Below are 20034 nucleotides of genomic sequence, written 5' to 3'. Positions count from 1 at the left end.
GCATTGGTATAATCATTTAGGCTAGTAGATATCTGATGTTTTGCAAATTTTGATCTATGAGCTAAATTTTAGGTGAGACATAAAATCACAGGAAGTTGATATGAGAATAATATTACTCATTTTGAGCATGTTAGCATTCGCAGGCAACACACATGCCAGCACTGAAATAAATTACTTTGTCATACAAGATCAAGCCCAACCATTTCAAAATCATATTAACAAACAAGAACACGATGGCATCGTAACTGACATCGTAAAGCGTATTTTTAGCGGCCCAGAATACAAATTAAAAATACACACTTTGCCATTCAATCGCATGATTAAGATGCTAGAAGACAATCGCTATAAGAATTGGATTACCTTCGGTTCACCCAATTGGCCGGGAGTTCAATCATTAAACCTTTCAGACATGCCAATTTTCCAAGTCAAACATGCTTTGCTTACGTCTAAACAGCAAGAAAGCCCAATAAATAAAATCGAAGATATGTTTGGTAAAACTGTAGTACTACTACATGGCTTCAATTACCCTGGTCTGGAAGAGTATATTGCAGACAAGAAAATTAACGCGATAAACGTCAAGAACTATCAAGCGGCATTTAAGGTGGTAGACAGGCTGGCCGATAAAGCAGGATTCGTGGAAATGGATGTGCGAATTAAATATAACTTAGACAAGGAAGCACTCGATGTGGATGATTATGTACTACACAACTTCTCAAACATTATCGCCGACTACAACTTGCACTTAGCCATGTCAGATACGTTTGACAAAAAAGCACAACAGCATGTTAATGACACACTAAAAACTATTCAACGCGACGGTACATTAGCCTCCATTGTTGCCGCATACTAAGTGCTAATTTGATGCATTGCCGAATAATACTTGTAGCACCAAGTAACGTAATTACGGTTCAGTTAACAACTACCTGCCGTTAAATCTGCGGGTAGTGGTGAATGATGCTAGTAACATCTGTAACTAACTGTTCACTATTGAACGGCTGTGCTACCCCCCCCCTATTCATTGGCAATAATACTGCTTGAAGCGCCCCGTTTGGATTAACAAGAAAAATTGATTGACTATGACCTACGGTGTACGTTGTCAAATCATTGGTATCAGGTATATCGATAACAGATTGAATCCCCAAACTCTCCTCAAAAACATCCTTATCTGACGCTGAAATAGCCCTAAGTCCGACAAATGTTGATGAAAAATAGGGGACATACTGTTTTAGCCGCGCCACGTTGTCACGAAGCGGATCAACCGTATAGAAATAAAATGCCAAATTAATGTCTGGTGCGATACGCCTTAACTCTGTTTCGACTTCAGTCAACGTAACCAATAATAGCGGGCATACGTCAGGGCAGTGAGTATAACCATAAGAAATAACTGACCAACTTCCTTTGAAGGCATCTTGTGTTACTAATTCATTGTAATGGTTGATTAAATCAATACGTGGTAAAGCGACCGGGGTTTGCAATAACACGCCTTGGATTCTAGGCGGTGATTCATTTGCATATGGCTTAAGCAAAGGACTAACTAAAAAATAAATGCCACTCAATATGCAAAAAATAACGAAGCTTAACGTCAGATGCTTCTTAATCATTTATCGGTCTGCGCTAAAAGAAAATAGACGATTTAGCAACGTATAGTCTGCCTCCATATACATCAACGCGATTAAGACTACGATAGCGAGTGGTGGTACAAACAATACCAATTTTAGTGATAATCGTTCCCACGACACGTGCATAAATACCGCCAGAATAAATCCAGCCTTAAGAAACATAAACAATAAAATAAGGCTCCAGCGCAACACACCTTGTAATTGATAGAAATCCACCAAATATGAAAACGTACTCAATACAAACAGTAAGAGCCAAACTTTTAAATAGAGGCTAATAGGATGTTGTTGCTTAGCACCAGAACTCATATTCAATCCTTATTTAAACTCACCAAAGGTAGAAAAATGCGAAAATAAAAACCCATACCAAATCAACAAAGTGCCAATACAGTCCTGTAATTTCAACGATTTGATAGCCTTTTTGTTCATAATCACCTCGAGCAACTTTGCGAGCGATAACCAATAAGTAAATAACTCCTGCGCTCACATGCAAACCATGAAAACCTGTGATCATGAAAAATGCAGCGCCAAACTGCTCAGCCCCCATTGGGTTCCCCCATGGTCGTACACCTTCATCTACGATTAACTTGCTCCACTCAAATGCCTGCATTCCAACAAAGGTAGCTCCTAAGAACGCCGTTAACAGCATGAGCATGACTGCCTTATCTTTTTGCTTTTGATACGCAAAATTCACCGCCATCGCCATGGTGCCGCTACTGGTAATTAACACAAATGTCATTATGGCGATTAAAACTAAAGGAATATGGTGGCCGGCGATGGTAAGCGCAAATACCTCACTTGAATTAGGCCAATCTACGGTTACTGATGTTCTGACATTCAAATAGGCCGTTAAAAAGATGCTAAAAACAAAGGTATCGCTCAACAAAAATAACCACATCATGAGCTTGCCCCATGACATATCAAAGACTTGCTTATCTGCCGCCCAATCGCTTACCACATCAGACCAACCTTCTGACTCCTGTTTAGACGTTTTTTCACTGTGTGAATCTGGTTTCTGACTTGTCATATCTCACCTCCTTAGAATCCACACCAGGCGGCCACTGACGCAAAAGTCTCGCTATCGCTGGTTAGCAGTGAAAAGAGCGCCAACCAAATCACAAATAAATAATGCCAATAAATCCCAGAAAGCTGAATGAAATTACGTAATGATTGCGGAGTCGCAGGACGGAAAAAATGAATAAAAACTCGTAGCATGACAAGCAAACCAACCGCAATATGAACAACATGGAGCCCTGTTAATACGTAGAAATAACTATTGGCTGGGTTACTTGTCAAATAGTACCCTTCAGCAAGCAAACGGCTCCATACTGAAACTTGTCCGTGAATAAACCATATGCTAAAAAACGCGGATAAGGTCACGAGAACCATCGCCGTATTTTGTTGCTCTTTCTTTGCTTTCCTGTTCGCGATAAAAAGCATTACGCTCGCCAAAAACAACATCACCGTGTTTTGCCATAACAATCGCGTGTCGGTTAATGGTCGCCAAATCTCACCCGCCAACGGCTGAAAATCAAATGACTGTGAGCGCTGAAGTAGCGTAATTATGAACAAAAAAAACACCACACCAATCACCGCTAACATGAAGTACAACGCTGTTTTTGTGCGTTTTAGCTGTTGGTCATAAATACAATGAGGCACACCATTAGCTGCCTCCTGTGCCAGCCAAGGCTTTTCCGTTAATGTAGAAAACCAACTCATGACGATTTAACCTCTTCTTGATACTCAACATCTTGAACGGCAACTGTTTGCGGAATGTAGTCCAGTTTTACGTTCGGCACGCTGTAGTCATACGCCCATCGGTGTACCTGAGGTAACGTATCTCCCCAATTGCCGTGTCCTGGAGGCGTTTTTTCTGTTTGCCACTCAAGTGAAGTGGCATGCCAGGGATTGCCATCAGCTGGTTTGCCACTTCTTAAGCTCTTAATCACATTAACAATAAATACCAATTGAAAAACGCCAACAATGATCGCTGACACCGTAATACTAGCGTTCAACGTCTGTGCAGATTCTGGTATGAAATCCGTTGTGCCCATTGCGTAGTAGCGACGCGGAACGCCTAAAAACCCGAGGTAGTGCATCGGTAAATAAATGGCGTAGGTTCCTAAAAATGTGCCCCAAAAATGGATTTTACCCAAACGGTCACTTAAGAATTTCCCAGAAACTTTAGGGAACCAGTGATAAATAGCGGCAAATAGCACCATGATTGGCGATACTCCCATCACCATATGAAAATGAGCCACCACAAAATAGGTATCCGACAGTGGCAAATCAATAACAACATTACCTAGCATCAAGCCGGTGAGACCGCCATGGGTAAAAGTGAAAATAAAACCAATGGCAAACAACATCGGCACAGTTAGATGGATATTGCCGCGCCATAGCGTAAGTATCCAGTTATAGACTTTTAGTGCCGTAGGAATCGCAATTATTAGCGTCGTTGTAGCAAAGAAGAAGCCAAAATATGGATTCATGCCACTCACATACATGTGATGTGCCCACACCACGAAACTAAGCCCACCAATAGCGACGATAGCCCATACCATCATTCGATAGCCAAATATGTTCTTTCTTGCATGGGTAGCAATGACATCAGACACCATACCAAATGCAGGCAATGCAACAATATAAACTTCGGGGTGACCAAAAAACCAAAATAAATGCTGAAATAAGATAGGGCTGCCACCCGTGTGATCTAGACTCTCGCCTAAAGAGAGTATCGCTGGCATAAAAAAGCTGGTACCCACAACTTTATCAAATATCATCATGATTGCACTGACCAGCAACGCAGGAAACGCCAATAGCCCAAGAATTGTCGCAACAAAGATTCCCCAAATGGTCAATGGCATACGCATTAGCGTCATGCCTTTAGTTCGCGCTTGAAGGATAGTCGTCACATAGTTAAGCCCGCCCATAGTGAATGCGACAATAAATATTGCTAGCGAAATCAACATCAGCAATATGCCGCCATGTTCACCCGGTGTGCCACTTAGCACAGCTTGTGGTGGGTAAAGCGTCCATCCTGCCCCTGTAGGCCCGCCAGAGACGAAAAAGCTCGCCATCAAAACAATTACCGCTAATAAGTAAGTCCAGTAGCTCAACATGTTTAAATACGGGAATACCATGTCTCGTGCCCCGATCATTAATGGTATGAGGTAATTACCAAAGCCCCCTAAAAGCAGCGCAGTCAACAAGTAAATCACCATGATCATGCCGTGCATTGTGACAAATTGCAGATAAGCGGATGGGTCGATAAATGAAAAGTGTTCTGGAAACCCTAGCTGTAACCGCATTAGCCCCGAAAGTACCAATGCGACTAACCCAACCGCAATCGCGGTTATCGCATATTGAATCGCGATCACTTTGTGATCTTGGCTCCAAATATATTTAGTTATGAAGCTTGTTGGATGCGCTGATTCATCAGCTTGATCAGCAATGGCTATATGTTTAGTGTCACTCACGAGAATAGCTCCATCATTTATTCCTTGGCCTCACTGGTAAGCGTATTGATATATAAAACGACGTTGTCGATCGCAGATTCATCTTTTAGAATGCTCGCCATTAGCCGCATTTGATTACCGAAAACATCCTTAGCATGCACGCCTCGTTGTCCCGATTGATACGCGAGAATCTGTCTTTTTAAATAGTCAGGATGCTGGCCGGCTAACCTAGGCGCATACATTGCGTAATTACCTTGAGCCATGTCGCCATGACAATAGCTGCAATTACGATAAAGCGCTTTTCCTTTATTGATAGGGGTTGCCAAAGCAGCATTTGACCGTGTGTGTGGTATGTATGATTGTAAATTAGTTGCCGACTCAACAGGTAATTGGTTGATGTAGGCGCTAACATTGTGAATGGCCTCATCATTCGATAGCACAACAGACATACTTGCCATTTGCTGCGCGAATTGGTCAGCACCTTCTCCACCACGTACCCCCGATTTAAAGTAGCGTAATTGGCGAGCAATATAGGATTGTCCTAATCCTGCTAAAGCAGGTGCATTAAGTTGAGTGCTCCCTTGTCCTTGCTCACCATGACAAGCAATACAACTTTGATAAACTTGTTTACCAAGTTCGATATTAGCGTGCTGTTGTTGCTGTGTTTCAGCAAATGTCGGCAGCGTAGACAGCCACAGTTGATAGTCTTGCGTATCATCAACAATAACTTTGCTGCGCATGGTGTAATGTGCCATTCCACATAATTCTTCACAAAGAACTTCATATGCGCCTGTTTTAGTTGGTGTAAACCAAACATAAGTTACGATACCAGGAACTAAGTCCATCTTGACGCGAAATTGAGGAACAGCGAAATTATGTAAAACATCTTTGGAGCGTAATAGCATTTTGGTTGGTTGGCTAACCTGCAAATGTAATTGGTTATCCATAACAAGCAGATCATCTGCACCGTTTATATCAAGCGGATCAATACCAAAAGGGTTGTTCTCAGTAATGAAGTCAGCGTGTGTTTTTCCCAGCTTGTCATCTTTGCCCGGCAGTCGATAGCTCCAACTCCACTGCTGTCCCAGCACTTCAACTTCAGTACTATTTTCCGGTACGTTAATAAAGTCCGCCCACACAACCAATCCGGGAGCCAACATAGCGATAACCCCCGCGGTGGTGAATACTGTCAACCAAATCTCAAGCTTTTTGTTTTCTGGGTCATATTCGGCTCGCCGCGAAGACTGATGTCGGTATTTGTAAACCACGTAAGCGAGGAATAGCCCCACTAGAACAAACACAATTCCGACGACCCATAAAGAAATGGTAATAGTGTCGTCTACTGATTGCCAATTTGATGCTAACGGCGTAAACCACCAAGGGCTCACAAAGTGAAAGATTAGTGAGCCAATGACCAACAGAACTAATACAATTGCTATCGCCATAAATGGTCCATTTTTTTTACAAAACAGCCTCAAAAGAGATAGCCTGAAAAGTTACCTATTAATACGGAAACAACACACGGCAGAATATATTGAACACTTTATCAACTCAAACCGTTTACCTATTAGATAGTTCAGACCATGTTTATTATTAATGCTCAGAGCGTGTTGACCTTTGCTGTACACTTTCAGTTAGTTACACGCCCTAGTATTACCATAGTCCATAATTGTCGAATCAGCTTAAAACTTAGTTGAAAAACAAGTAATTTTCTCAGCGTTTAAGCACAAAAAAGCCTCACGAATTAACGTGAAGCTTTTGTCTTAAATAAAGTAGATATGGAACCGAGCTTCGCTACGCCCTTAAGGCATAGTTTTCATAAAGCTCCTGAAATAATCCTGCACTTTGACCACCCAATTAGGTGTCGACTCACCAAACCCACTAGGACTTACGTTGGGGTGCATCTTCATCACTTTCGCTATGGCCACTTCTTGATCTGGGCGAACATCTACAAACAAGATATGTTTCCCTTTATGTAGTAAAGCCTGAAAGCGTTCAAAATTCACATTAGGTTCTTGAATGCCAATGAATCCACCTTCCCATGTGCAAAAACCAAGGATGATAATTGCCAGAAATATAAATGGTAACCAACCAGCTGGTGATTGATACCAGCCAAGAAAATAAACAACCATTAATAATAAGGCTGCACCAATAACACCAACAACCGCACCTAATTCGGTTGAATGAACCACATCCTGCTTCAGCACCGCAGCAACTTCATGCAAATGATGCTCTTCTACATCTCCATCGCGCTCACTTAACACATGAATTTGTGGTTCAGTGAAGCCGTTTTCTTCTAATTCGGACTCAACTCTTTCAAGCTCGTCTAAATCTTCAGTCACGTAGTAATGTCTTAACATAACACTCTCCTACTAAGCCGCTAATCGCCCTAACAAATATGGACGACTGGAGCCGTTAGCCGCAGTTGACCAACTATCTCCTAATTATAGCAGAAGAAATGCAAGTACCAGCTTACCTTCAGGCCTTACATGCTAGTGCTTACTTTGATCACCGCGAAGCATGCAATACTGGTAATGACAATAAATAATGTATTTTTGCTACGCATGCTTAATAACAAAGCAAGCATGCCTGCCCACAAAAAAGGACTTCCCAAAAAGCTATGTGAAGACTCTTTGTGTCCCATGAATACAATAGGTACCCACATCGCTGTTAAAACCGACGGTGCAGTGAAACTCAATAACCGCTTAGTGCGCTCATTAAGATCAAAGGCGATAGTCTTAGAAAGAAACAAGTATCTACATGAAAATGTTATTAAGCTCATACCCAGTAAAATAATCCAAAAGTTATCCATCGGTGCTCTCCGTAGACAAAGCGTAACCGCCTACCATACCAAGTATGGTAGCAATCACTAACGTATATTCACTTTCAATCGCAGTAAGAATCAACGCACTACCACCACTTATAATGACAGAGCAAAGTGTGGCTTTAGATTTAATTGATGGCACTACAATCGCAATAAATGTAGCCGCAATGGCAAACTCCAGACCATATTCTGATAAATCAGGTAACTGCTGACCCAAATAGATGCCGGTAAACGTAGCGATATTCCAAACAAGATAAAAAACGAGTCCCGTGACAAACGCATACATCGCACTAAATACTTTATGTTTATCTAAATACGCACAAGTCAACGCAAACATTTCATCGGTGAGCAAGAAGGCCAAAAGCGTGCGCAAACTAAATCGGTATTTGAGAATGTGCTCGCGAAACACCGCAGAATAAAGCAAGTGTCGTGAACTGATAACAAATGTTGATGAATAAATTGAGCTGAGCGCACTGCCCGCCCCCATTAGCGTTAATGCCGCCAATTGTGCCGCGCCTGCAAATACCAATAAGGACATGAGTTGAGCCTGCAGCGCAGTCAAACCTATTTGTATCGCCATAGAGCCGCATAAAATGCCCCACGGCACAGTCGCTAGGGCTAGCGGCATCACATCAAGCGTTGCCTGACGAACCACACCACTAGGCATAGGTTTCTTTACCGTCGTGAAAGAATAAGATTCAGACATTATGATACTCAGTGAATCAATTAAAAAGGTAATTGATACACTAACCAATCATTTCTAATGCGTCTTGTACAAAATTGCTTGTTGGAAAAACTTGCCTGGAGAGATGCCTAATACGCGCGTAAAGTGGCGATTTAAATGGCTTTGATCGTGAAAGCCGCAATCAATTGCCACATCTACAGGCTTCACGCCTAACTTGAGCAGTGATTTGGCCTTTTTCAGTCGCGCCTGTATTTGATAGCTATGCGGCGTAATATCAAACGTTTTTTTGAACTGGCGAACAAAGTGGTACTGACTTAAGCCAGCTATACTTGCTAAGGATTCTAACGAAACCTCTTCTTGCGGATACGTGTCCAAATACTCTTTTGCACGTAATAATTTGCTACGACATCCAGTGATATCTTTAGGCAAACTGCGATTAGTTGCATGACGAGTTAATAGCCCCAATAAGATATTATACGTCAGTGTTTCAAGCATCAGCGCGGCACTATGATTATCAATATGCCAGAATAATTGCCGTAATTGTCTTGCTAACATTTCGTCTTGCACAACCGCAGATTGAAAAAAAGGCAAGTAATGCCCGTTTGGAAAGAGCTCTCGCGCTACCGATGAAAAATGTGCCAACGTCGGGTACATGGCACGGTATTGCCAGCCATAGTCAGTTGCAGCTTCTCCTGTGTGTACATCATCCGCATTCACTAAAATAATCGTATGCTGATCGGCAACATGTACATTTCCACTACGATAAAAACGTTGCGCCCCATGTTCAATGAGTCCGACGGTATACTCTTCGTGAACGTGCTTAGCAAATGTGCGCTTTACATAACACGCATTAACTATCTCTAACCCATCAAGCACTTGTGCCATTTGATAGTGAGCAACGTCATCTTTGTTAGTTTGAACAAGCAAGCACATCTCCTTTTGATGCTATACCTCTATAATCAATTAGTGATAAACAGTCGGTTTGGTATTAACTGTTGAACTTGTTAATATCATCAATTCAACAAGGAGTAAATAATGAACTACTGGCTATTTAAATCTGAACCCGACGAATTTAGTATTGATGATCTCCAAGCATCCGGCCCAATGGGAGAATGCTGGGAAGGTATCAGGAACTATCAAGCGCGGAATTTTTTGCGCGACAAAGTAGCCGTTGGTGATTATATATTTTTTTATCATTCCAGCTGTAAAAACGTAGGTATAGCAGGTATTGGCAAGATAATTAAAGCCGCCTTTCCTGATCCTTTTCAATTTGATCCTAACAGCAAATACTTTGATGAAAAATCAACGCCAGAAGAACCAAGGTGGTTTGCGGTACAAGTCGCTTTCGAGAAGAAATTTACGCATTTGTTAACGCTTAAGCAACTAAAAGCAAACCCGGCATTAGAAGATTTAGCGTTGTTAAGAAAGGGTAATCGACTATCTATAATGCCAGTGGCACAAGACCACTGGCATGCGATAAATGCGATGTTAAACGAATAGTATTGGTTATCTGCGATACAGCATGCGTTGTCGCCATGCTAAGCCAAGAATACCAAATGCCAACAACGCCAACATGGAAGGCTCTGATATTTGCACACCGACATTGCCACCGCGGATAAACAGTTGATCATAACCGTTATCAATATGTGCCATCCGCATATCTACTGACATTACATCATACAAACCGCTATATAGTGCTTCATTTAAATCACTATTCCACAAACCAAACGCTGCCGCATTTGCACCGAGGTTTTGGTTTACAGACACACCATTGGCAGGATTACCCGCCGAACTACATGAAGACAACGCCAGAACTGCGCCATTAGTGCTATCAACACAAATTTCACCACGAACATAGGCCCATAAATCCTCATCTTCCGTTAGAATATTGTTTATTCCTGACTGTTGTGCATGCGCCTGAATAAGTGGTGCAGCGGTATTATTACCAGAAAGTGTAAAAGATACTGACGCACCGGTTGCTGAATCAGTTAAATAAACCCGCATCCAACCTAGCATATCTTGTCCAGCATCAAGCGCTTCCTGATTACCTTTTTCATTCAAGTTGAAGAAAAACAACAGATCATCACCATCCAAAAAGTCAGTTAATTCACTGGTTTGAATGTCCCAAAGCGATAGTTTGCCATCGAGGTCGCCATCACCAATACCATCGTTGTCTATATCCAAATTATCAGGGTTTGACAACATAGAGCCTGATTGTTGGACATTATCACCTGTCCAGCCATCAGGGGTAGGTTCATGAGCGGCCATCATGGCGAATAAGGCAACATTGTTACCATTGGACACGGGCGACTCAAAGGCATCATCTAAATTAGTACCAATATCAGTGTTATCTATCGCAGCAGCAGGAGAAGAAGCTATGACTATGTCATCAGCAATTTTACCGGGGCTGGAGTCGATGTAAAAGGTGTCATTAGCGACTGGCTTTAACGAACCGTCCAAGTTGTACTGTAAGAAAGCCATAGAAAAGACGGTAAAGTCGTCATAAATTAAGCAATTATCACCACCTGCAAATCCGCAATCTGGATCTGGCAGTGTAATTGTAGCGTTTGCATGAAACAACGGAGAAATTATCAGCAGCGATAATACAACACTACGTTTTAACCAATGTTTAAATAAAAACATCATTTAACTCCCTAACAAGAGCGATACTGCCATTTTTTATGCATAAGGCACGCCGTTAAACAACTCTTAAAATGGAATCAAAGTCTTAGCGGCACTGCATATGGCGCGCTATTGGCCAAACTAATGACATTGTAAAGAAACCCGACACTTGGGTAGAGGTATTAATCACTAAGACTCTATCGCACCACTGCAGCAGATTTTATTTGTGCCCAAACAGACATACCGGGGATAAGTTGCAAATGTGCGACAGATTTATGGGTGAGACGGGCAACTATGAAATCTTCACCGAGTGCAAGCTTAACGAGTGCCATCGCTTCATCTCTATCTAAGCCTATCTCAACTACAGTGACCTGCAGTCGATTCAAGATACTCGAATCATCATGCACTGACAGCACAATACTCACGTCGCGAGCAAGGATACGTATTCTCACCTGTTGACCAATATCATCACCATCATCTCGCAGCCACATACTTTGATCGGTCAACGCTATGCGTGATAAATGCCACTTGGCATCACGCTCAACAACTTGTCCTTGAACTACTGTACCAATTTCTTCTTGCCTAGAATAAGGAAGGTCGATCCGTGAAAAAACGTCGTTTAAACTGCCCTGAGCAATTACTTTTCCTTGTTGCATTACCAATGCGTAATCGGCAAGTCGCATTATTTCATCCATCGAATGACTGACATAAATAATTGGAATATCAATACTTTTATGTAAACGCTCAAGATAAGGAAGCACTTCCTGTTTGCGCGCATAATCTAGCGAGGCCAACGGTTCATCCATCAACAAAACTTTGGGCTTGATAACTAACGCGCGTGCAATAGCTATGCGTTGACGTTCTCCACCGGAAAGCTGATCAGGATATCGTTCAAGAATCTCTCCTATGCCAAGAATGTCTACCACATGTTGATAAAATTTTTCCGATACTTTTTCTTCGGCACGTTTAATCGCATAAGCAATATTTTGGCGAGCAGACAAATGAGGAAATAGACTCGCTTCTTGAAAAACGTAACCGAGTGGCCGTTTATGTGTCGGCGTATATTGGTCAGCCGATTGCCACACGCTGTCATTAACAATTAGCTCGCCTCGTTGTGGTCTTTCAAGCCCAGCAATGCAACGTAGTAAGGTGGTTTTTCCTGAGCCAGAAGCACCAAACACAGCAATAATACCTCTGCCGGGTAATTTAACATCAACATCGAGTAAAAGGCTGTCTTGCAAAGCGCTTGATTTACTGAACTTAAAATGTGCTTTAATACAATGCTCTTTAATTACCTGTTTCACAGCTGTCAAAGCAAATTCCTTCATTTAATTGCGATAGGCGATTGCTTGCGCTGAAAGCAATATAACGCAACCAATGTAACAAATGAAAATGTAATAAGAATCGCTGCAAGTGTATGAGCTTGCGAATAGGCTAGCGATTCAACATGATCATATAATTGCACTGACACGACACGTGTTTCATCAGGAATATTACCACCTATCATTAAGACAACCCCAAACTCTCCCACAGTATGGGCAAATCCCATTATCGTGGCAGTGATAAAACCCGGTTTGGCCAGGGGTATTACCACCGTAAAAAATCGATCTAAAGGACCAGCTCGCAATGTCGCAGCCACTTCCAGAGGTCGCTGTCCTACCGCCTCTATCGCATTCTGAATAGGTTGAACGACGAAGGGCATTGAATAAATAACTGACGCAAACACTAAGCCATTATAGGTAAAAGGCAACAGACCTAGTCCTAAGCTTTGAGTGAACTGTCCAAGAACACCTTCAGGCGACATAGCGATTAGAAGATAAAAGCCAAGCACCGTTGGTGGCAGCACCAAAGGTAATGCAACGATCGCTCCTACCGGACCTTTTAACCAAGACGTTGTTTTAGCTAACCACCATGCTATGGGTGTACCAATGAGTAATAAAATGATTGTGACCGTAGTGGCTAGTTTCAACGTTAACCAAATCGCAGATAAATCTTCACCAGACAGAGTCATTCATGATCCTCAAGCATGACCAGCTTTGCTTGTACTTCTGATAACTCGGTTGCGCTTTGGTAACCAAATGATTCAATTATCTCTTGTGCTTGCGCACTTTGGACAAAGTTAAGAAACTTTTCGGCTACCCTATTTTTTTCACCACGCTTAAGCAAAATAGCGTCTTGTTTTATCGGACGATGCAAATGCTCAGGCACCAACCAATACGCCCCTGACGAATTGCTTAAACTAGCCAAAATTTGTGCGTAAGCAACAAAACCATACTCTGCACTACCAGTGCTAACGAATTGATAAGTTTGCCCGATGTTTTCACCGCGAATTAGCTTGTTTGCCACTGCTGAAGTAATGTTGAGTGCATCAATTACTTCCATCGCTGCGATACCGTATGGTGCAAGGTTGGGGTTGGCGATAGCAATACGGTTAAAGTTTCCTTCTACCAATGCTTCAGCTGACGGAATACCAATGCCGCCTTTATTAGACCATAGTGCCAGTCGGCCGACAGCATACGTTATTTGGCTCGCCTTAACGGTTAGTTCTTTATCATTGAGAGCCGTCACTTTATCCTGATCAGCCGAAAAAAACACATGAAATGGTGCACCGTGGAGTATCTGTGCATAAAATTTCCCTGATGAACCATAAGAAACAGAAACCTGATGGCCTGTCGAAGCTTCAAACTCATGCACCAATTGTTTCATGGCAGCAGTAAAATTTGACGCAACAGCAACATGTATGCGATCTGTTTGTGCTTTTGCTTGTCCTGCAACAACCAGTAGTAAGCTAATCAATAAACATCGTACTAACAATCAAAACACTCCAATATCTATTTTTGCTGCGCAAACTCTTCTAACGTTTGACCACTCATTCGGTATCCTATCCACTCACTCTGTGGCTGCGCACCAAGTGCTTCATAAAACTCACGTGAAGGCGTATTCCAATCTAAGCAACTCCACTCAAATCTACCACATCCTTTCGCCAGTGCAATTTGTGCCAGTCGCTTAAGCAAAGCGATACCTGCTCCTTTGCCTCGATAGTCTGGTGACACATATAAATCTTCAAGATAAAGACCGGGTTTAGCTAGCCAAGTTGAGTAGTTATAGAAATATACCGAAAATCCGATCGCTTTCCCATCAAGTTCACAAATCAAGCCATATACGCCGGAATGCTCACCGAACATACTTTTTTTGATTGATTCAACCGTTGCTAGTACTTCATTTTCCGCTTTCTCATATATTGCTAGCTCACGTATGAAATACAATATGGAATCTGCATCGTCGATGCTTGCTTCTCTTATACGAATATTTGACATTGTACCCTCTGAAATTTTTCAAATTGCGATACGCGCATCATAACGTAACACCAACATGATACCAGTGCATATTAATCATATATGAATGAAAATTTTTCATAAAAAGCGCATACTTTGATCTCAGGCAATTATTCGACTCACAACTACGCATGAATCTAAAACAGTTTGATCTCAACCTTCTCGTTATTTTTTATAGTGTGTATCAACATAACTCGGTTTCAAAAGCAGCCGAGGAACTTTGTATAAGTCAGTCAGCACTAAGTCATGCGTTAGCACGCTTAAGGCAAAAGCTTGATGACGCCCTGTTTATTCGAATTAATAATTGCATGACACCAACGCAACGAGCGATAGAGCTCGCCGCGCAAATGGAGCGGGCGCTACCAATTATTGAGCAAGCGGTATACTCACCAAGCACCTTCGATGCCAAAACCGCTAATAGGACTTTTACACTTGTCGCCACAGACTATACCGAATATTGTTTACTGCCCAAATTAGTGCGTCATTTGGCCGAAGTAGCGCCTCACATATCGTTGCGTGTATTACCCGCCAATAACATAAATGTATCCGCGATGCTCGAAGACAACGCGATAGATTTTGCTCTCGGCTTTGAACATCAAACATTTCAATCTTCAACGATTGCTTACAGTACTTGGTTAACCGACAGCTATGCAACGCTTGTTAGTAGAGAGCACTCTGAAATTTCAGATATGTTAACACTTGAACGTTTCTTACAAGCGTCACACATTCTTATTGCACCATGGGGAGAACGAAGAGGTATTGTTGATCAGGTATTGGCTAAACAAGGACTATCACGAAAAATCGCAGTGCAGCTTCCCAGCGTATTGGTTGCTCCTCACGTACTGGCTAATTCAAATTATTTGCTGACTCTGCCGCAGCAAATTGCCGAGCAAGTGAGTCGTAACAGCCAATGCCAAATATTTATTCCGCCTATCGAGATACCTAAGTACCAGCTAAATATATACTGGCACAAACTGAACAATGACAAACCTGAAATAAAATGGCTCGTTGGTGTTGTCCGCGAGTTGTTTAATGGGCAATCCTTAAAAAAGTAAAGTGTAGAACAGCAATCACACTACCAACGCCACAGGTAATCTAGCCGCAACCTGTTGCCAGTTTCACTGCCGATGATCTGTTGCGTTCGCGCAAACCGTAAGCGAATGAAATGGCGCTTATTAAAGTTGTATTTAATATGTAAATCATGACCTTTAACATTCGTTCTCGCAAACCTCGACAAACCATTTTGCGCAAAGTCATCGATAGCAGCATGACGTTCAACATAGGCATACTGATACTTAAAGTGCCAATTGGGTAGCCTAGGTAATTGGCGAGTTTCAATGCCGATGCCGCCACCAATATCTTGCCCACTGAATTTGTTTGTTGCTCCGTGCACATCGAAGTTTTTGAAAACATCAGCAAAAACATCAACCGGCCACATTTTGCTTACTGAATAGCGCAAACTGACAACGCCAAACGAACCATCGTTTGCCGTATCTTTGGTCAGATTTTCGGCTCCTGCTTTACCTTGATAATGAACAAAATTCAACGCTACTTTCCAAGAATTGGACGGCTTAAGTTCACCGCTTAAACTCGTAAGTTGACCGATATAGTCGCCTGCGCCCTCATTAATCGTTGATAAATGCGCAGACCAAGTCATATTTTCCCCAAATACCGTGTCTGCGTTGTCATGTCGTTTAAAGGTGGCACCTAAAACGGGAATGTCTTTGTCCCAGAAAAAGTCCGTTGAAGCACGTAATGGCATTGATTGTTGGCCAATCAACGTGTTGCCAACTTCATGATGAACATTAATATTCAGATGCTCTAAATATAAGTCTCTATCACCTATTTTATGGTCGTCAAAGCGAACAAGTGTAATAGCCGGAGCGCCGGGATTATCACTTTGTCCCGTTCTAGCCTTTAACTGAAATGTGAGTGAGTCACTGTAGTAGTATTGTGCATTGAACTTAACAATTGTGCGTAACCTTTTTCTGTCTGCTACTTGATTATTAGCACCGTATTCATGCTCATATCTAAGTAATGTACTACCTTTCAGATTTAGTTGGTTCTCAGCAGCATTTGCATATGTTGTTACGCCTATCAATAACAATATCCAGGTTAGTTTGAACATGAGGGATACCTATTAGCATTAACTAAACTTTGCCAGTTCAACTCGATTTCGTCCCTTGTTTTTCGCGTGATAAAGCGCAACATCAACAGCTTGAATAAACAGCGTACTACTGGACATATCGCTTGGGATAATCGTACCAGCACCAATACTGACGGTTACAAATTCGTTAATGGGTGAATCTGGATGTGAATATTTCGCAGCAAAGATGACCGTTCGAATTCGTTCAGCAATTAGCGCACAATCTTGTTGATTAGTATTTGGCAATAAAACAACAAACTCTTCTCCACCATACCTTGCCACAACATCGCCTTCGCGTTGACCAAAGCTTTTCAGTAACTGAGCTATGTTATAAAGGCATTTATCACCTGCAGGATGCCCTAAGGTGTCGTTATAATTTTTAAAATGATCAACATCGAGCATGATAAGGGATAACGTTGCGCCATTTCGTTGACCACGCTTCCATTCTGACGCCATCGCTTCATCAAAAGCTCGGCGGTTGGCAATTTGCGTTAACCCGTCTTGTAATGCCCGTTTTTGCAATTCTTCACTCAGTTTTTCCAGCTTTTTATTGGTAATTGTTAGCTCACTGGTTTTGTCATCTATACGTTTTTCTAAATGCAAGTTGGCATCAATAAGCTTATCTGCCATCTTGTTGATGGCCATCGCCAGTAGTCCCAACTCATCATTACTGAGTTTATCAATGCGTTTTGACAAGTCCCCTTGTGCAATAACGGTAGCTACCTCCACCATATCGATTACTGAACGAGTTAATGAACGACCCAATATGATCGCAAAAACCAAAACGACAACGCTCGATATCAATAGAGCAATTATAATGAAGTCTCGCTGATCATTGATTTCCTTCATCGCATCTTCACGATCAATTTTAAACACCAGTCCCCAATCCAAAATGGGAATAACGCGCGTTACCGCAAAAACGTCTACCCCGCGATAATCGATGAAATTATTAATAAGCGACGTATTTTTATCTGCAACAAAGAATGGGTTGATATTGGTTTTATCAACATTTGTATGCATAAACTTTAACTGTGTCAGAGGTATGGCCGTATTATTTTTACTACGGTATACGAGATAGGCTTCTTCCGTTTCGCCCAGCCCCTTATGATTTAGCAATACGTTATTGTACGAAGACAAATCGGATTCAAGCAATAAGTAACCTAGCATTTCACCTTCAAGCACTAGCGGCTGCGTAAATACTAGGTGATGTTTGTTCTCTGCTTTAGTGAGTGTAAATGCATTAAATATTGCCCCTTTTGATACAACAGCAGTCAGTAGCTTTTCTTCCTGTTGTGAAAGGTTAGAGACGTTCGTAGACTCCACTACATTACCACGCACATCAATCACAATTAAGTCGACAATATTTGAAACTGACTCTTTCGCATCAGCAAGTATCTTGAGCATTTTTGTTCGGTGCACTGGGTTTTCACTATTGCCCAGCTCTTTGTCATTTAGCCACTGCTTAAAAGACAACCTTAACTGGGTTCTACTAGTAATCAGGGCTAACTGATCTTTGCTACGCTCAATTGACTGTAACACCTGCTCATATTGTTGGCTGGAGACCGAAAGTAAATGTTCATTGACGAGATGGTGCAGTGTCGATTGGCTTCTTTGGTAAAATATCGCCGTGGTGAGCAGCACCGCAATAAATGCCACGATCAGTAACACTATCGCCATTTTCTGGCCAATGCTTAAACCTTCTACTTTCAATTTATGGTGACGTAGCATCTAACTTCAATACCTGCTCTTGTTATATTTTGTTGGTAAGTATAGCCAATAAAATCAATTAGCTATTTATATTGTGCCATTATATAGCTTTAAATATTAACTGTGCGAATTTTCTAAAGCATTACCTTGAAAATAACCAGTTTGATGTAAGTTACCTAAACACGCCCAGTTGTTTGTAACAGTAAGCTATGCTTATAACATTGACAAAGTAGCTCAATAACCCAATCAAATATAATCATTTGATACGCATAGTCGGATTTGCAAAATGAAATATGTTTTGTATGTATTATTACTTGTTACTGCTTTTAGCCATGCCAGCGAAGAACGTAAAAGTAATATAAATGAACATTACCAATTCTCATCTATTGAATATCTTGTTGAACAAGAAGTCGGCAGAATCGTTATTCCTCAAATTTACAAGAACTTAGGGATTACCGTTGACATAACCCCACTTCCAGGAAAGCACGCACAGCATGTCGCGGCAACAGGTATTAAAGATGGCGAAATCATGCGTATTTTTACCTACGGTGAAGAAAATACCAATACGATTCGCGTGCCAACCCCTTATTATTACTTAGAGACCATGCCTTTTGTGCTTGAGGGCAGCGATGTCTCAATTACTCAAACAACCGATCTTAAAAATTACCGACTGGTAAAAGTAAGAGGTGTTAAGCATACCAACAATATTACCCAAGGGCTTTTGGATGTTTATGAGGCCAACTCTACAGAAAACATGCTAAGACTATTGGCTAGTGGTCAGGTTGATGTGGCATTAACGAATACAATTGACGGCGTTTTGGTGTCAAAGCGATTAGGGCTGGGTAAAATCAAACCACTCAAATACCCATTAGCGACACTACCGCTCTATCACTACATTCACAAAAAACATCAAGCCTTAGTTACAATCATAGATAACGAGATTAGGCGCCTAAAAGCAACTGGCGAACTGGATATTCTTATTGCAGAAGCAGAAAAATTAGTAATCGAAAATAACGGCCGCAAGCCATGATGGTGTAGATGACAATTTTCAGTCAACTAAAGTTAACGTATTACTTCAAACGTCACGTTTTGCCCTGTACATAATGAAATAGTTTGCATTTTGCCGTTCACAATCGCTTGAACAAATCTCGGTTTAAGCGATGCCGTCGCCTTACCAACGCCTATCGGATAAGCATTTGATAAATCTAAGACTGTAGTTAACTGTTGCTGTGGCCCCACTTCTACAAAATCATCTATAGTTGAATCGCCACGTTTTACCATCGGCCCTTGATAAGGCAATGCATCGCCATTGATTTCGATAAGTACTAAATCAGATAAAAAACCTTCAAATGGTGTATACCAAGTTAAAAGATTGACAGGCGTTGCGAGCATATTTTGGATGCTGACGGTTAATTCAATTGACGTACCCAATTTTTGTGTGGGTGCGATGCTAAGCTGACACGAAAACATAGTATTCATAGTTGGAGTTGATGCTTTTACCGAGTTTGCATGTATACATGCAGACATTAAAAAAGAGAGCACTGACATGAATAGCAAAACATGGATTTTTTTATTCACAGCAGGCCCTCTCCAGCTAGTTTAAGTGTATTCATTCAATCAAGTCTAATTGTGCTAAGTAGC

Annotated in this window: 22 protein-coding genes; 4 read left to right on the top strand and 18 right to left on the bottom strand. The window is 41.6% G+C overall.

The genetic code is table 11. From position 1 onward, the window contains the following. Positions 1-100: 100 nt before the first annotated feature. Positions 101-850, top strand: a complete 750-nt coding sequence (locus ACSLUK_RS00780) for a substrate-binding periplasmic protein (RefSeq protein WP_448546586.1) — start codon at positions 101-103, stop codon at positions 848-850. 79 nt (positions 851-929) lie between these two features. On the opposite strand, the gene ACSLUK_RS00775 is transcribed toward ACSLUK_RS00780, so the two are convergent. From ACSLUK_RS00775 to ACSLUK_RS00730, 10 genes are all read right to left on the bottom strand, one after another. After that, positions 930-1601, bottom strand: a complete 672-nt coding sequence (locus ACSLUK_RS00775) for an SCO family protein (RefSeq protein WP_448546585.1) — start codon at positions 1599-1601, stop codon at positions 930-932. Further along, entirely contained in the window at positions 1602-1925 is a 324-nt protein-coding gene (locus ACSLUK_RS00770; protein WP_448546584.1) for a cytochrome C oxidase subunit IV family protein, read from the bottom strand. A gap of 19 nt (positions 1926-1944) precedes the next feature. Further along, a complete protein-coding gene (locus tag ACSLUK_RS00765) occupies positions 1945-2643 on the bottom strand; it encodes a heme-copper oxidase subunit III family protein (protein ID WP_448546583.1) in 699 nt (232 codons plus the stop codon). 11 nt (positions 2644-2654) lie between these two features. Beyond that, on the bottom strand, positions 2655-3335 hold the full coding sequence (locus ACSLUK_RS00760; protein ID WP_448546582.1) for a cytochrome c oxidase subunit 3: 681 nt from the start codon (positions 3333-3335) through the stop codon (positions 2655-2657). Further along, positions 3332-5095 carry a cytochrome c oxidase subunit I gene (locus ACSLUK_RS00755; RefSeq protein ID WP_448546581.1) on the bottom strand — a complete coding sequence of 588 codons (1764 nt, stop codon included), beginning with the start codon at positions 5093-5095 and terminating at the stop codon, positions 3332-3334. Before ACSLUK_RS00755 ends, ACSLUK_RS00760 begins: the two co-directional genes overlap by 4 nt. A gap of 17 nt (positions 5096-5112) precedes the next feature. Further along, complete coding sequence (locus ACSLUK_RS00750; protein ID WP_448546580.1) at positions 5113-6519, bottom strand: c-type cytochrome; 1407 nt, start codon at positions 6517-6519, stop codon at positions 5113-5115. Between the two features lie 357 nt (positions 6520-6876). Then, the gene (locus tag ACSLUK_RS00745; RefSeq protein ID WP_448546579.1) at positions 6877-7434 is read right to left on the bottom strand and encodes an NAD/FAD-utilizing enzyme; all 558 of its coding nucleotides are present in this window, start codon (positions 7432-7434) and stop codon (positions 6877-6879) included. 125 nt (positions 7435-7559) lie between these two features. Further along, on the bottom strand, positions 7560-7886 hold the full coding sequence (locus ACSLUK_RS00740) for a branched-chain amino acid transport AzlD family protein (protein WP_448546578.1): 327 nt from the start codon (positions 7884-7886) through the stop codon (positions 7560-7562). After that, complete coding sequence (locus ACSLUK_RS00735; RefSeq protein ID WP_448546577.1) at positions 7879-8604, bottom strand: AzlC family ABC transporter permease; 726 nt, start codon at positions 8602-8604, stop codon at positions 7879-7881. Before ACSLUK_RS00735 ends, ACSLUK_RS00740 begins: the two co-directional genes overlap by 8 nt. A gap of 54 nt (positions 8605-8658) precedes the next feature. After that, positions 8659-9510 (bottom strand): AraC family transcriptional regulator, encoded by an 852-nt coding sequence (locus ACSLUK_RS00730; RefSeq protein ID WP_448546576.1) that lies wholly within the window; start codon positions 9508-9510, stop codon positions 8659-8661. A 108-nt stretch (positions 9511-9618) separates the two neighbouring features. On the opposite strand from ACSLUK_RS00730, the gene ACSLUK_RS00725 reads away from it, so the two are divergent. Next, positions 9619-10083 carry an EVE domain-containing protein gene (locus tag ACSLUK_RS00725; RefSeq protein ID WP_448546575.1) on the top strand — a complete coding sequence of 155 codons (465 nt, stop codon included), beginning with the start codon at positions 9619-9621 and terminating at the stop codon, positions 10081-10083. A 6-nt stretch (positions 10084-10089) separates the two neighbouring features. Here ACSLUK_RS00725 and ACSLUK_RS00720 read toward each other — a convergent pair whose 3' ends face one another. The 5 genes from ACSLUK_RS00720 to ACSLUK_RS00700 form a co-directional block, all read right to left on the bottom strand. Next, positions 10090-11229, bottom strand: coding sequence for a PEP-CTERM sorting domain-containing protein (locus ACSLUK_RS00720; RefSeq protein ID WP_448546574.1), 1140 nt, complete (start codon positions 11227-11229; stop codon positions 10090-10092). 173 nt (positions 11230-11402) lie between these two features. Continuing rightward, complete coding sequence (modC, locus tag ACSLUK_RS00715; protein ID WP_448546902.1) at positions 11403-12509, bottom strand: molybdenum ABC transporter ATP-binding protein; 1107 nt, start codon at positions 12507-12509, stop codon at positions 11403-11405. A 20-nt stretch (positions 12510-12529) separates the two neighbouring features. After that, a complete protein-coding gene (gene modB / locus ACSLUK_RS00710) occupies positions 12530-13216 on the bottom strand; it encodes a molybdate ABC transporter permease subunit (RefSeq protein ID WP_448546573.1) in 687 nt (228 codons plus the stop codon). Further along, the gene (gene modA, locus ACSLUK_RS00705; RefSeq protein WP_448546572.1) at positions 13213-14001 is read right to left on the bottom strand and encodes a molybdate ABC transporter substrate-binding protein; all 789 of its coding nucleotides are present in this window, start codon (positions 13999-14001) and stop codon (positions 13213-13215) included. Before modA ends, modB begins: the two co-directional genes overlap by 4 nt. A 35-nt stretch (positions 14002-14036) precedes the next feature. Next, complete coding sequence (locus ACSLUK_RS00700) at positions 14037-14522, bottom strand: GNAT family N-acetyltransferase (RefSeq protein WP_448546571.1); 486 nt, start codon at positions 14520-14522, stop codon at positions 14037-14039. Positions 14523-14671: 149 nt separating this feature from the next. On the opposite strand from ACSLUK_RS00700, the gene ACSLUK_RS00695 reads away from it, so the two are divergent. Next, positions 14672-15595 carry a LysR family transcriptional regulator gene (locus ACSLUK_RS00695; protein WP_448546570.1) on the top strand — a complete coding sequence of 308 codons (924 nt, stop codon included), beginning with the start codon at positions 14672-14674 and terminating at the stop codon, positions 15593-15595. 20 nt (positions 15596-15615) lie between these two features. Here the strand turns inward: ACSLUK_RS00695 and ACSLUK_RS00690 are convergent, their stop codons facing one another. Both ACSLUK_RS00690 and ACSLUK_RS00685 read right to left on the bottom strand, forming a co-directional pair. Next, positions 15616-16668 (bottom strand): putative porin, encoded by a 1053-nt coding sequence (locus tag ACSLUK_RS00690; protein ID WP_448546569.1) that lies wholly within the window; start codon positions 16666-16668, stop codon positions 15616-15618. 18 nt (positions 16669-16686) lie between these two features. Then, positions 16687-18414, bottom strand: a complete 1728-nt coding sequence (locus tag ACSLUK_RS00685) for a diguanylate cyclase (protein ID WP_448546568.1) — start codon at positions 18412-18414, stop codon at positions 16687-16689. A 265-nt stretch (positions 18415-18679) separates the two neighbouring features. On the opposite strand from ACSLUK_RS00685, the gene ACSLUK_RS00680 reads away from it, so the two are divergent. Further along, a complete protein-coding gene (locus ACSLUK_RS00680; RefSeq protein ID WP_448546567.1) occupies positions 18680-19423 on the top strand; it encodes a substrate-binding periplasmic protein in 744 nt (247 codons plus the stop codon). Between the two features lie 32 nt (positions 19424-19455). On the opposite strand, the gene ACSLUK_RS00675 is transcribed toward ACSLUK_RS00680, so the two are convergent. After that, complete coding sequence (locus tag ACSLUK_RS00675) at positions 19456-19971, bottom strand: hypothetical protein (RefSeq protein ID WP_448546566.1); 516 nt, start codon at positions 19969-19971, stop codon at positions 19456-19458. Positions 19972-20034 lie beyond the last annotated feature (63 nt).

Source organism: Thalassotalea fusca (assembly GCF_053485835.1).
The sequence above is the reverse complement of the archived record's forward strand: the minus strand, read 5'-3'. Positions and strand labels throughout refer to the sequence as shown.

What these genes read in the sequence shown, in the direction of transcription:
- ACSLUK_RS00780 (WP_448546586.1), top strand. Translation starts at nt 101, where the DNA reads ATGAGAATAATATTACTCATTTTGAGCATGTTAGCATTCGCAGGCAAC.
- ACSLUK_RS00775 (WP_448546585.1), bottom strand. Translation starts at nt 1,601, where the DNA reads ATGATTAAGAAGCATCTGACGTTAAGCTTCGTTATTTTTTGCATATTG.
- ACSLUK_RS00770 (WP_448546584.1), bottom strand. Translation starts at nt 1,925, where the DNA reads ATGAGTTCTGGTGCTAAGCAACAACATCCTATTAGCCTCTATTTAAAA.
- ACSLUK_RS00765 (WP_448546583.1), bottom strand. Translation starts at nt 2,643, where the DNA reads ATGACAAGTCAGAAACCAGATTCACACAGTGAAAAAACGTCTAAACAG.
- ACSLUK_RS00760 (WP_448546582.1), bottom strand. Translation starts at nt 3,335, where the DNA reads ATGAGTTGGTTTTCTACATTAACGGAAAAGCCTTGGCTGGCACAGGAG.
- ACSLUK_RS00750 (WP_448546580.1), bottom strand. Translation starts at nt 6,519, where the DNA reads ATGGCGATAGCAATTGTATTAGTTCTGTTGGTCATTGGCTCACTAATC.
- ACSLUK_RS00745 (WP_448546579.1), bottom strand. Translation starts at nt 7,434, where the DNA reads ATGTTAAGACATTACTACGTGACTGAAGATTTAGACGAGCTTGAAAGA.
- ACSLUK_RS00740 (WP_448546578.1), bottom strand. Translation starts at nt 7,886, where the DNA reads ATGGATAACTTTTGGATTATTTTACTGGGTATGAGCTTAATAACATTT.
- ACSLUK_RS00735 (WP_448546577.1), bottom strand. Translation starts at nt 8,604, where the DNA reads ATGTCTGAATCTTATTCTTTCACGACGGTAAAGAAACCTATGCCTAGT.
- ACSLUK_RS00725 (WP_448546575.1), top strand. Translation starts at nt 9,619, where the DNA reads ATGAACTACTGGCTATTTAAATCTGAACCCGACGAATTTAGTATTGAT.
- ACSLUK_RS00720 (WP_448546574.1), bottom strand. Translation starts at nt 11,229, where the DNA reads ATGATGTTTTTATTTAAACATTGGTTAAAACGTAGTGTTGTATTATCG.
- modB (WP_448546573.1), bottom strand. Translation starts at nt 13,216, where the DNA reads ATGACTCTGTCTGGTGAAGATTTATCTGCGATTTGGTTAACGTTGAAA.
- ACSLUK_RS00700 (WP_448546571.1), bottom strand. Translation starts at nt 14,522, where the DNA reads ATGTCAAATATTCGTATAAGAGAAGCAAGCATCGACGATGCAGATTCC.
- ACSLUK_RS00695 (WP_448546570.1), top strand. Translation starts at nt 14,672, where the DNA reads ATGAATCTAAAACAGTTTGATCTCAACCTTCTCGTTATTTTTTATAGT.
- ACSLUK_RS00690 (WP_448546569.1), bottom strand. Translation starts at nt 16,668, where the DNA reads ATGTTCAAACTAACCTGGATATTGTTATTGATAGGCGTAACAACATAT.
- ACSLUK_RS00685 (WP_448546568.1), bottom strand. Translation starts at nt 18,414, where the DNA reads ATGCTACGTCACCATAAATTGAAAGTAGAAGGTTTAAGCATTGGCCAG.
- ACSLUK_RS00680 (WP_448546567.1), top strand. Translation starts at nt 18,680, where the DNA reads ATGAAATATGTTTTGTATGTATTATTACTTGTTACTGCTTTTAGCCAT.